Genomic DNA, 12573 nt, shown 5'->3' with positions numbered 1-12573 from the left:
ATGAAAGTAGCCACTGTTGTTGGAGCTAGACCTCAATTTGTAAAAGTTGCGGCAGTATCTCGTGCATTTGCAGATTATCGAAGTGATGTTAAAGAAGTGATTATTCATACGGGACAACACTACGATAGTAATATGAGTGATATTTTTTTTGATGAATTAAAAATACCAACTCCTCAATATAATTTAGGTGTAGGTGGAGGGACGCACGGACAAAATACAGGACGAATGATAGAAAAAATAGAAGAGATACTATTATCAGAAAAGCCTGATTGGTTGTTAATATTTGGTGATACAGATTCGACCTTAGCTGGAGCTGTCGCTGCATCAAAGTTGCATATTCCGGTCGCGCATGTGGAAGCAGGATTAAGATCGTTTAACCGAGAAATGCCCGAAGAAATAAATAGGATTTTAGCGGATCATGTTAGTAGCTTATTATTAACTCCAACTGATACAGCCACAAAAAATCTGGCAATTGAAGGTATTTCAAAAGAAAAGGTGAATCAGGTTGGAGATGTTATGCAGGATGCAGCGCTATTTTATCAAAAAATGTCATATAAACCGAGTAGTATTAATATTTCAAAGGAGTTTGTTTTAGCAACTGTCCATAGGGCTGAAAATACTAATGATCCAGAGCGTTTGAAATCAATATTCACTGCTTTAAATGAAATATCATTAACAAAAACACTTATTTTACCCTTACACCCTAGAACGCAAGCTATTGTGAAGAATGCAGACATCGATATTTCTAATATTTTAATTATAGATCCAGTTGGTTATTTAGAAATGCTTTGGCTTTTAGAGCGTTGTGATTGGGTGCTAACTGATAGTGGTGGTTTGCAAAAAGAAGCATTCTTTTTTGGCAAGCCGTGTTTAACTGCTAGAGATCAGACTGAATGGGTGGAGTTGGTCGATAGCGGAGCAAATATTTTAGTTGGAGCAAATAAAAGTTTAATTTTAGAATGTGCTCAAAAAACAAGTGCTATGACTATTGATGTTAGTTCTAATATGTATGGTGGTGGTTTAGCGAGTAAGCGCATCGTTGAATTATTTTAGATTAATGTTAATTTTGAAAGCTAGTTTTATATAAGATAGAAAAATTTAGGAATAAAAAATGAAAATAGTTCACGTTACTCAGTTTTTCCATCCAGAGCGAGGTTATCAAGAAAATAAAATGGCAATTTATAATCGCAGTTGTGGCGATGAGGTTACTATTATTTGTACTGATAATATTGAGCTATGGGGAGGGGATGAGCAACAGGATAAATTTAAACTAATGGATCGAGCTTATAGTAGTGAACATGGTGTTAAAGTGATTAGGCTTCCTCGGATTACTACATTGTCCCAACGTGTTTTTGTCAAAGGGCTCGGAGAGCTTTTGTCGAAAGAAAACCCTGATTTGTTGGTACTACATGGAGTAACACTACCTATGACAATAACTGGGTTATCCTGGATAAGCAAACATAGCAGCTGTCGAGTTATTGTTGATGACCATATGGTAAAGGCCGGAATTGTCAATAAAGCAACAAAACCATTAAATTTTTTGTTTAGAGTATTTTTTAGATTATTTTTAAAGATAAAAAATATTAAGGTTGATAAGTGGGTTGGTGTTTCAAAAGAAACGGTTGACATAATTAAAAATAGCTACGGAATTCAAGATGAAGTTGAACTAGTATTGTTAGGGTATGATCATCATACTGTATTTCGAGATGTTGATTTTGGTCATAGTTGGCTAAAGGAGAATAACTTATCTTTAAATGATAAATATATACTTTATATAGGCAAAGTTGATCACTTTAAAGACCCAAGAGATGTTTTAACTGCTTTTGATTTAACAAAATCTAACAATAGTTTGCCTGAAGAATATAAGTTATTAATTGTTGGTGATATTTCAGAAAACTATAAAAATAAATTTTTTAGCCACTTATCTAATATGGCGTTTAAAGATAGTGTTCATGTTCTTAAACCAGTACCTAATGTTGAAATTCGAAAAGTATTTTCTATAGCTGAAGTGGCAATATGGCCTCATGGTTCTTCGATGGCAATGTTTGAAGCAATGGCTTGTGGTTGTCCGGTTATTGCTCCCGAAATGGAAGTAAATCAAGAGAGACTAGAAAATGGGAGAGGCTTAATTTTTGAAGAAAATAATACCGAATCATTGGCGAATAATATATTACTGTCCCTTCAAAAGGGTAAAGAAATAACAACTAAAGCGTCATCTTGGGTACTAGATTATAGTTGGACAGCGATATCTAAAGCTTTTTTCAAATTATAAAAATAAGTTTATAGTTTAGTGAGCTATTTAATTAAGCGTACTAGTTTTTTATTATCTATTTTTATATACGTATGTGTATATATCTATTCATACCAAAATATAATAGTAGTGAATTATGGATACTATGGATTTGGTGACGGTATTTATAGTGGTTATAGCATATTATGGATTTTTGTATTTGTATTTTTGCCTGCATTTTTATTACCTACATATGTTGAGAGGGGAAGTGCGTACATAATAAACATGCTTTTTTTCCTAATATATATTCCCGTTATTGTTATTATAAATGATGATGGAATGATATATAAATATCAGCCTATTACGTTATCGTTGATTTTTTGTATAGTAATGTCCATGAACATATTACAATTAAGGCTTCCGCTGAGTAATATTCGTAATATACAACTAAAATCAATTGATATTACTAAAATAATAGCTATAAGCCTTGTTCCTATAATGTTCATTTTATTTCTTAAGTTATCCTCTAACTTTTCTATCGTTGGTCTGCTCGATGTTTATGATAAAAGAGATGCTGTAGATGATATGAATTTAGGTTTTTTAGGTTATGTGATTACTTGGTTAGCTAACTTTATTGTGCCAATATTAATAGCGAAAAACTGGGTTGAAAATAAATATAAATTTGTATTAGCTTTAACCTTTATATATGTTTTTCTCTTCTTCACTTTGGGTAATAAGCTATATTTAGTATCGATATTTCATTTTGCATTATCTTATTTGTTTGTTAGATATGCTCAAAAGAAAATAAATATTCTTCCTTGGTTATTTAGTTTTTCTCTATTATTTCCATTTTTATTATATGCTGAAAGTTTAAGTGGAATTCAATATCTCTATTCGAGCTTGGTGAATATGAGAACATTCGCAATACAAGGGTTATCTACTCCTGTTTATGTTGATTTTTTTTCATCTCATCAATATACATATTTTTCTCATATTACAGGTGTAAATGCATTCATTGATTATCCGTATCAGTTTGGTATACCTATAGTTATGGAAAATTATTATGGATTAGGTAACTATAATGCACCTTACTTCATGTCCGATGGTTATTCTTCTTTGGGATATTTAGGTATGATCATTGTGGGCGTAATTGTCAGTTGTTTTTTTTATTGTTTGGATTGTTTAAGTCGTGGCTATAGTTTCAAATTTGTTGCACTTTCTTTTTCTTTTTTTACAGCGTCTTTTTTAAATGTATCTTTTGCAACGTCGATGATTACATTTGGAGGAGCTTTTTTTCTTTTGTTTTATCTATTTTATCCCATTAGTAGCTTAAGAAAAGTTATTACGCCTAATGGATAACTAGAACTTTTATTGATTAATAAAGGGTAGGGTAATGCGCATATTAGTAACAGGTGGAGCTGGTTTTATAGGTTCTGCAGTTATTCGTTTTATTATTAATAATACCGAGCATAGTGTTATTAATATTGATAAGTTAACTTATGCTGGTAATTTAGCATCACTAAAGTCCATAGAGAAGAGTAAGCGTTATGATTTTGAACAAGTAGATATCTGTGAGCAGGAATTGATAGCTAAGGTGTTTGAGCATTATCAGCCTGATTGTATTATGCATCTGGCAGCTGAAAGTCATGTAGATCGTTCTATTGATGGGCCTGCTGAGTTTATTCACACCAATATTGTTGGTACTTATACTTTACTAGAACAAGCTAGAAAGTACTGGTTAAATTTAGAACCAGCTAAGAAGTTAAGTTTTCGTTTTCATCACATTTCTACTGATGAAGTTTATGGTGATCTGCCGCATCCAGACGATAAATCAAGTTCTACTACTAATGAGGGTATTCAAGGAGTAAATATTCTTCCACTTTTTACTGAGTTAACTGCTTATGCTCCAAGCTCACCATATTCTGCATCAAAAGCGAGTTCTGATCATTTGGTCAAAGCATGGCAAAGAACTTATGGTTTACCTACTTTAGTAAGTAATTGTTCGAATAATTATGGTCCGTATCATTTCCCTGAAAAGCTAATACCATTAATAATTTTGAATGCTTTAGAAGGTAAAGAGCTTCCTGTATATGGTGAGGGTAATCAAATTCGAGATTGGCTTTATGTCGAAGATCATGCAAAAGCACTTGTTAAGGTATTGACTGAAGGAAAAGTTGGTGAAACTTATAATATCGGTGGCCATAATGAGATGAGAAATATTGATGTAGTTAAAACTATTTGTAATATTTTAGATGAGTTAAAACCAAAAGACTCAGGTGTATCTTATGTTGAACAAGTTATTCATGTTCCTGACAGACCAGGTCACGATATGCGTTACGCAATAGACGCTAGCAAAATACAAGCAGAATTAGGTTGGCAGCCTGAAGAGACCTTTGAAACGGGGATAAGAAAGACTGTGGAATGGTATTTAAAAAATAGAGATTGGTGTGAAAATGTTCAAGATGGTAGCTATCAAAGAAATCGGTTAGGAGTAGCACAATAATGAAAGGTATTATATTAGCAGGTGGTTCGGGTACCAGATTATACCCACTCACTAAAGGCGTTTCTAAACAATTATTACCTGTTTATGATAAACCAATGATTTATTATCCACTTTCAGTTTTAATGTTAGCTGGAATTCAAGAGATATTAATTATTACTACTCCTGATGATAAAGAGGGCTTTATCCGATTGTTAGGTGATGGTAGTGAGTTTGGAGTGAGTATTAGTTACGCTATTCAACCAAGACCAGAAGGTCTGGCCCAGGCATTTATTATTGGAGAAGAGTTCATTGGCGATGATAATGTATGTCTAATACTTGGTGATAATATATTTTGGGGACAAGGTTTTACTCCCATTTTACAAGATGTCGCTAAGCAAAAAGTTGGGGCAACTGTTTTCGGTTATCAGGTTAAAGATCCAGAGCGTTTCGGTGTGGTTGAGTTTGATGACAATATGAAAGCAATTAGTATTGAAGAAAAGCCTGAAAAGCCGAAATCAGATTTTGCGGTTACCGGCCTTTATTTTTATGATAATGATGTAATTGAAATGGCCAAACAGGTAAAACCATCTCGTAGAAATGAACTAGAAATCACGTCAATTAATCAAATGTATATGGAAAGAGGTGATTTGAATGTAGAATTATTGGGAAGAGGTTTTGCTTGGCTGGATACTGGAACCTATGAAAGTTTACTTGAAGCAGCGTTATTCGTTGAAACTATTGAGAAACGCCAAGGGTTTAAAATAGCTTGTTTGGAAGAGATCGCATGGAGAAATGGCTGGCTTTCAAAAGAAAGTATTATAGAAATAGCAAGAGTACTCTCAAAAAATAATTATGGTCAATATCTATTATCAATGATGGACAATAAGTGGTGATGGATATTATTTCGCATAATGTTTTAGGTGATGATAGAGGTCATTTAATAGCTATTGAGGGAGCAAGAGATATTCCTTTCAATATAGAAAGGGTTTTTTATATTTATGGTACCGACCCCCAGCTTCCTAGGGGACAACACGCTCACTATGAGACTAAACAGTATTTAATAGCTGTAAATGGACAATGTAAAGTCACTTTAGAAAATGGAAATCTATCTAAGACATTTCTTTTAGATCATCCTAGTAAAGGCCTGTTACAAGATGCAATGATATGGGGAACTATGCATGATTTTTCTAAAGATTGTGTACTATTAGTTTTTGCAGATAGAATTTATGATGCAAAGGATTATATTTTTGATTACCAAAAATTTTTAGACCTATGTGAAGGAGATGGTTGATGATCCCATTTTTAGATTTAAAAAAAATAAATTTACAATATGAGTCAGAAATTAAAGAAGTTTTTAATCGAGTTCTTCAAAACGGTTGGTTTATTTTAGGAAAGGAAGTTAAATCTTTTGAATTAAATTTTGCTGAGTATTGTGGTGTTCGACATTGTATTGGTGTAGCTAACGGTTTAGATGCGTTAACGCTAGTTTTAAAAGCTTGGAAAGAAATTGGGAAATTAAGTGACGGAGATGAAGTCATTGTTCAGGCAAATACATATATTGCATCAATTCTAGCAATTACTGAGAATAACTTAGTCCCAGTATTTGTAGAGCCGGATCCTGTTACATACAACCTTTCTCCTAGCAATATAAAAAGAGCTATCACAAATAAAACTAAAGTGATTTTACCTGTTCATTTGTATGGTTTGATATCGCCAATGGATGAAATCTTAGCTATTGCTAAGGAGCATAATTTACTTATTTTAGAAGATTGCGCGCAATCTCATGGGGCAATTATAAAAAACAAGCGATGTGGTGCTTGGGGGGATGCATCTGGATTTAGTTTTTACCCTGGGAAAAATCTAGGTGCTCTTGGCGATGGAGGCGCTGTAACAACTAACGATGAAGCTTTGGCTGATACTATTAGAGCTTTAGGTAATTATGGCTCCCATAAGAAATACTACAATGATTACCTGGGAGTCAATAGTCGATTAGATGAGGTGCAGGCTGCGATACTGAATGTAAAACTAAAATATTTGGACAAAGAAATTGATAAGCGAAGATATGTTGCGAACAAATATTTGAGGGAAATTGACAACCCTTTTATTCAATTACCTGAAATATTTGATGAAAGTTCACATGTATGGCATTTATTTGTGATTCAAACTAAAAATAGAGATTTATTACAAAAGTATTTAAATGAGAGAGGGATTCAAACGTTAGTTCACTATCCGATTCCTCCTCACAAACAAAAAGCATATTGCCAGTTTAATGAATTATCGTTACCTATAACTGAAAAAATTCATGACAAGGTATTGTCTATACCAATGAGCCCAGTAATGACAGATGAAGAAATCGAAAATGTTATTGATGCTTTGAATAATTATAATATGTAGGGATTTATGGAATTTCAACGAAAGTTTTATGAAGATGGATATAAGCGAGCTTCCAGCCGTGAAACAGTAATTTCTGAAATCGAAAGTCTTCCAGAGCATACTCGAATTTCAAGAGCTTGGAATATAATTGAGAAGTTAAATTCTAATTTTCACTCTTTGCTTGATGTTGGGTGTGGTAACGGCTCAATACTATATTATGGTAAAGAAAAGTTTCCAAATTTATACGGTATTGATATTGCAGATACTCAATTAGATAGTCTTAGATTATGGGCTTCTGAATGTGAAAATAAAGTTGAGCTAGCTAGATGTAATATTGATATTGATGAAATCACTATATGTGAGACTAATAGTATTGATGTTATTACTTGTATGGTGGTTTTGGAGTTTGTTTTATCACCTGAAACTGTAATCAAGAAAATGTATTCAGTGTTAAAGCCTGGAGGTTTATTTGTTGCAAGTGTTGGTAATATTGCTTCTTGGAAAAATAGGGGACGACTCCTCTTGGGATTAGAGCCGAGGACAACTACATTTATGGGAGCTTTAAATGGAGGGGCTCTTCATTATTTTACCAAAGATACTTTTATATCGATTGTTGAAGATAATGGTTTAATCATTGAAAATGTTAGTTGTTCCGGTAAATTTTGGCAGATAAAGGAGTTTCTTCCATCTTTACTTGCAGGTGATATTATTATTACAGCTAGAAAGCCAATTTAAAATTTTTATAGATGTTTTTATCGTTTGACTTTTAATAGAGGCTATTGCTTTTATTTGTCGATTAATAGTTGTAGTGTTCTTAACGATAATGGTTAAGTTTTTCAATTTTTAAGAAAGTGTTAATATTTAAATAGTTTCATTGTTTGGTAAGATATTATTAATTAAACTATTTTAATAAATGTAAGTTGCCGGAGTAGTTATGAGAATCTTACAAGTATGTTATAGCTATGCCCCTAATTGGGGGGATGGGGGGCCGTCAAGAGTAATGTATGACTACGCGGTACAGTTAATTAAATTAGGTCATACAGTTAGTGTTTTAGCACCTGAAAATAATAGACCTACAAAAGACAGTAACTGGGATGGTTTTTCATCAGGTATATCTATACATTATCTAAAAAAATACAACGATTGGCGTAAATCTTTTTATTTTGACTATTCATATCGAGAGTTAGAAGAGTATTTTAAGCTTCATCATAAAGAAATAGATATCATACATTTGCCTCAAACTCGAACATTACTTAATGTAGTCGCTTATAAAGCCGCTGAGAAATATGGAATACCTGTGGCATTGAGCTCTTTTGGTTCTCTTCCAAGAAGAAGTGGGCTAATTAAACTAATATACGATTCATTATTTGTTATTCCAATGGTTAAACAAGCTCGTATACTTTTTGGTCAGACAAAAAATGAGTGCTCAGTCTATAGTGGTTTTGGAGCTAATGCTAATTATATAAAGCTACTACCATTAGCTGTTGACCTTAATACTGTACCAGAGAAAAATGAAGAAAGCGCTATGAACTTTCGTCAAAATAATAATATTCCTTCTGATGCGATTTTATTTTTATTTTTAGGGCGATTAAATCCTACAAAAGGAGTTAAGTTTTTATTAGAATCATACATCAAAATAAATACTCATAATAAAAAAGTTTATCTAGCGATAGTTGGTCATGATGAAGGTATTTTGTCGCAAATTGAAGAGATAATTAAAACTTCAAATATAGAAGATCGAGTCTGTATCTGTGGCCCCTTATATGATCATGACAGGTGGCAGGCTTATAATGCGGCAGACTGTTACGTTATTACCCCAGAAATTTATGAAGAGACATCTTTGGCGTCTTTGGAAGCCTTATCTTGTGGTACCCCGGTGATTACTACCGGGCGTTCAGATATTCCATGGCTTGAGGAATATAACGCTGGTCAGGTGATTGAAGAAGGAAATCAAGAAGCCTTAATAAAAGCTATGTCTGATTTCGTAAACTTGCCAATTGAAGAACGTGTAAAAACAGGACGTAACGCAGAGCGCCTAATTAAGGAGAAGTTTGCAGTGAGTAGTGTTGCCTCTCAATTAGAGAGCTATTTTTTAGAAGCGTTATAGATATTTTCTTTTAAGTATAAAGTAATTATAAACTGAATTTTATAGATATTAGCCGAAATTAGAATATTGTCATTTTGGGAGAACTTGGTGTTTAAGAACAAAATATTATTAATAACGGGGGGAACAGGCTCATTTGGAAATGCCGTATTAAATCGCTTTTTAGATACTGATATATCAGAAATTCGGATTTTTTCACGCGATGAAAAAAAACAAGAAGATATGCGTATTGCATTTAACAATTCAAAACTTAAGTTTTATATAGGTGACGTGAGAGATTATCAGAGTGTTTTAAATGCCACTCGTGGTGTAGATTTTATTTTCCATGCTGCTGCATTAAAACAAGTTCCTTCTTGTGAGTTTCATCCTATGGAAGCTGTAAAAACTAACATAATTGGTACAGAAAATGTTCTTGAAGCAGCCATTCAAAATAGAGTGAGTAGAGTCGTATGCTTAAGTACCGATAAAGCTGCTTATCCAATCAATGCAATGGGGATTTCTAAAGCAATGATGGAAAAAGTGATGATTGCTAAATCACGATATGCTGATGACAATAATACTGTAATTTGTGGTACTCGCTACGGTAATGTTATGGGATCAAGGGGATCTGTAATCCCATTGTTTACTGAGCAAATTCAGAATGGCTTACCGCTTACTGTTACAGATCCAAATATGACTCGTTTTATGATGACTTTAGAGGATGCTGTTGATCTGGTTTTATATGCTTTTGAACATGGTAAGAACGGTGACATGTTTGTACAAAAAGCCCCCGCAGCGACAGTGGATGTATTAGTAAAAGCTTTGTTATTATTATTTGGTAGATGTGAACATCAAGTTAATGTAATAGGCACCAGACATGGTGAAAAGCTCTATGAAACTTTATTGAGCAGAGAGGAAATGGTAGCGGCACAAGATTTAGGTAACTACTATCGAGTGCCCCCAGATCTGCGAGATTTGAATTATGGAAAATTTGTTGATGAGGGGGAGGGAAAGATCACTGTTGCAGAAGATTATAATTCTCATAATACTGATAGGCTTGATATTGATGGAATGAAGCTTTTGTTATTAAAACTTGGTTTCATTAATGACTTGCTACCTGGTAACTATAAGGGGAAATAGATGTGAAGGTATTAGTGACTGGGGCAAATGGTTTTATTGGTAAAAATCTTTTAGTGCGATTAAGAGAACGAGATATTGATGTCATCACGTTCCTTCGTGGTGATGATATCACAGCCCTTGAAGAAAGAATTAAATTAAGCGACGTTATTATTCATTTAGCTGGAGTTAATAGACCTGATAGTATTGAAGAATTTAAGACGGGGAACACTGATTTAACCCAAAGTATATGCGATATATTAAAGATTAATAACCTTAGAACTCCAGTTGTTTATACTTCCTCTATACAAGCAACTAATGACAATCCTTATGGTATAAGCAAAAAAAATGCTGAAAATGCTTTAGTAGAGCTTTCAAATTTAAACGGGAACTGTGTATATAACTACAGGTTACCCAATGTATTTGGGAAGTGGTGTAAGCCAAATTATAATTCTGCCGTAGCAACTTTCTGTTATAACATCGTTAATGATTTGCCTGTTCAGATAAATGACGCTAATTCTATTATCAATTTGGTTTATATTGATGATGTTGTCAATGAGTTTCTTAGTGTGATAGAGAGTAGTAAAAATATTTCTGGAGTGTGTGAATCAGAGGTTTGCCCTGTATATCAGATATCAGTAGGACAACTAAAAGAACAACTAATAGCGTTTAAAGAAAGTAAAGTTACTTCAATAATTGAACCTGTTGGAAACGGCTTACTCAGGGCTCTTTACTCAACTTTTATTAGTTATTATACACCATCACAATTTAGTTATTCCCTCAAAAAACACGAAGATCCTCGTGGAGTTTTTGTAGAAATGTTAAAAACTAAAAGCTCAGGTCAATTTTCTTTCTTTTCAGCTTACCCTGGTATTACTCGAGGCGGTCATTACCATCACAGTAAAAATGAAAAGTTTCTTGTTATTAAAGGTGAAGCTAAATTTGCTTTTAGGAATATTGTGACTGATGAACAATATGAGCTTTTTGTCTCTGGAAATGAACCTCAAGTAGTTCAAACTGTACCAGGTTGGTCGCATGATATTACAAATGTTGGTAGTAATGATATGTTTGTAATGTTATGGGCAAATGAAATATTTGATCCTGAAAATCCTGATACCATTAATTATAAGGTATAAGTTGTGAAAAAATTAAAAGTTATGACTATTTTAGGTACTCGGCCTGAAATAATTCGTCTTGCTTCAGTCATGAAAACATTAGAGCAGTTTACTGAACATAAATTAGTCCATACTGGGCAAAATTATGATTATGAATTAAATCAAGTATTTTTTGATGAACTTGGAGTGAGAGAGCCTGATTACTTTTTTAATATAGACACTTCCTCATTAGGTAGGGTTTTAGGAGAAATATTAATTAAAACAGAAGAAGTTATTTTGAAAGAAAAACCTGATGCTGTTTTAGTTTTAGGTGATACTAATAGTGCAATCGCAGTTATGATGGCAAAGAGAATGAAAGTCCCAACGTATCATATGGAAGCGGGTAATCGTAGTTTTGACGCAAATGTACCAGAAGAAATTAACCGAAAACTTGTGGATCACTTAGCCGACTTTAATTTGGTTTACACCGAAAATGCTAGAAGGCATTTGATTAGTGAAGGATTGTCTCATCGATTTATTTATGTGACGGGTTCTCCTATGTTAGAAGTGTTAAATTCAAAAAAACAACAAATTGAAAGTAGTAATATTTTAGATAAATTGTCACTTAAATCGGGTAAATATTTTATCATTAGTGTACATCGAGAAGAAAATGTCGATAGTAAAGATAGTTTAAACAAAGTGGTAGACTGTTTAAATTGTCTTTACGACAAATATCAGTATCCTATTATCGTATCTACTCATCCGCGTACTAAAAATAGGTTGGATAAAATAGGTGTGAATTTGGAGATGCGTGACATTCGATTCTTAAAGCCTTTTGGCTTTTTTGATTATAACAAGTTACAAAAGGAAGCTTATTGTGCGATTTCAGATAGTGGAACTATTAGTGAAGAATCTGCTATGTTGGAATTTCCAGCTGTCACGCTTAGAAATTCGATTGAAAGGCCAGAAGCTTTGGATGCTGGATCTATTGTCATTTCTGGTCTAAATAAAGATATACTTTTATCGTCAGTAGCTCTTGTTACTCAAGAAAGAATGATTTTCCCCAGAAGAGAGATACCATCTGAATATCAGGTCGAAAATACGTCATTAAGAGTAACAAAATTAATTTTGGGCACAGCAAAACTAACAAATAAATGGCGAAATTTAGAAGAGTTTTCTAGGTACGATTGGTAAA

General features: G+C 33.3%; 12 protein-coding genes. All 12 read left to right on the top strand.

Features of this window, described 5'->3' with window-relative positions; translation table 11 throughout:
• The 12 genes from wecB (ACT5E3_RS14855) to wecB (ACT5E3_RS14800) all read left to right on the top strand — a co-directional run bounded on the left by wecB (ACT5E3_RS14855) (window position 1) and on the right by wecB (ACT5E3_RS14800) (window position 12572).
• Complete coding sequence (gene wecB, locus ACT5E3_RS14855; RefSeq protein WP_444994326.1) at window positions 1-1053, top strand: non-hydrolyzing UDP-N-acetylglucosamine 2-epimerase; 1053 nt, start codon at window positions 1-3, stop codon at window positions 1051-1053.
• A 58-nt stretch (window positions 1054-1111) separates the two neighbouring features.
• Window positions 1112-2272, top strand: a complete 1161-nt coding sequence (locus tag ACT5E3_RS14850; protein ID WP_444994325.1) for a glycosyltransferase family 4 protein — start codon at window positions 1112-1114, stop codon at window positions 2270-2272.
• 354 nt (window positions 2273-2626) lie between these two features.
• Window positions 2627-3589 carry a hypothetical protein gene (locus ACT5E3_RS14845; protein WP_444994324.1) on the top strand — a complete coding sequence of 321 codons (963 nt, stop codon included), beginning with the start codon at window positions 2627-2629 and terminating at the stop codon, window positions 3587-3589.
• Window positions 3590-3623: 34 nt separating this feature from the next.
• Window positions 3624-4733: a dTDP-glucose 4,6-dehydratase gene (rfbB, locus tag ACT5E3_RS14840; RefSeq protein WP_444994323.1), complete on the top strand. Its 1110-nt coding sequence runs from the start codon at window positions 3624-3626 to the stop codon at window positions 4731-4733.
• A complete protein-coding gene (rfbA, locus tag ACT5E3_RS14835; protein ID WP_444994322.1) occupies window positions 4733-5605 on the top strand; it encodes a glucose-1-phosphate thymidylyltransferase RfbA in 873 nt (290 codons plus the stop codon). Before rfbB ends, rfbA begins: the two co-directional genes overlap by 1 nt.
• Window positions 5605-6003, top strand: coding sequence for a sugar 3,4-ketoisomerase (locus ACT5E3_RS14830; RefSeq protein WP_444994321.1), 399 nt, complete (start codon window positions 5605-5607; stop codon window positions 6001-6003). Before rfbA ends, ACT5E3_RS14830 begins: the two co-directional genes overlap by 1 nt.
• Window positions 6003-7106 (top strand): DegT/DnrJ/EryC1/StrS family aminotransferase, encoded by a 1104-nt coding sequence (locus ACT5E3_RS14825; protein ID WP_444994320.1) that lies wholly within the window; start codon window positions 6003-6005, stop codon window positions 7104-7106. The genes ACT5E3_RS14830 and ACT5E3_RS14825 overlap by 1 nt, the downstream gene beginning before the upstream one ends.
• Before the next feature lie 6 nt (window positions 7107-7112).
• Window positions 7113-7820 (top strand): class I SAM-dependent methyltransferase, encoded by a 708-nt coding sequence (locus tag ACT5E3_RS14820; protein ID WP_444994319.1) that lies wholly within the window; start codon window positions 7113-7115, stop codon window positions 7818-7820.
• 199 nt (window positions 7821-8019) lie between these two features.
• Entirely contained in the window at window positions 8020-9192 is a 1173-nt protein-coding gene (locus ACT5E3_RS14815; RefSeq protein ID WP_444994318.1) for a glycosyltransferase, read from the top strand.
• Window positions 9193-9279: 87 nt separating this feature from the next.
• On the top strand, window positions 9280-10308 hold the full coding sequence (locus tag ACT5E3_RS14810; protein WP_444994317.1) for a polysaccharide biosynthesis protein: 1029 nt from the start codon (window positions 9280-9282) through the stop codon (window positions 10306-10308).
• 2 nt (window positions 10309-10310) lie between these two features.
• Entirely contained in the window at window positions 10311-11420 is a 1110-nt protein-coding gene (gene wbjC / locus ACT5E3_RS14805; protein WP_444994316.1) for a UDP-2-acetamido-2,6-beta-L-arabino-hexul-4-ose reductase, read from the top strand.
• A 3-nt stretch (window positions 11421-11423) separates the two neighbouring features.
• Window positions 11424-12572: a non-hydrolyzing UDP-N-acetylglucosamine 2-epimerase gene (wecB, locus tag ACT5E3_RS14800; protein WP_444994315.1), complete on the top strand. Its 1149-nt coding sequence runs from the start codon at window positions 11424-11426 to the stop codon at window positions 12570-12572.
• Window position 12573 lies beyond the last annotated feature (1 nt).

Source organism: Aliikangiella litoralis (assembly GCF_052495765.1).
This window is presented reverse-complemented; position numbering and strand designations above follow the sequence as displayed.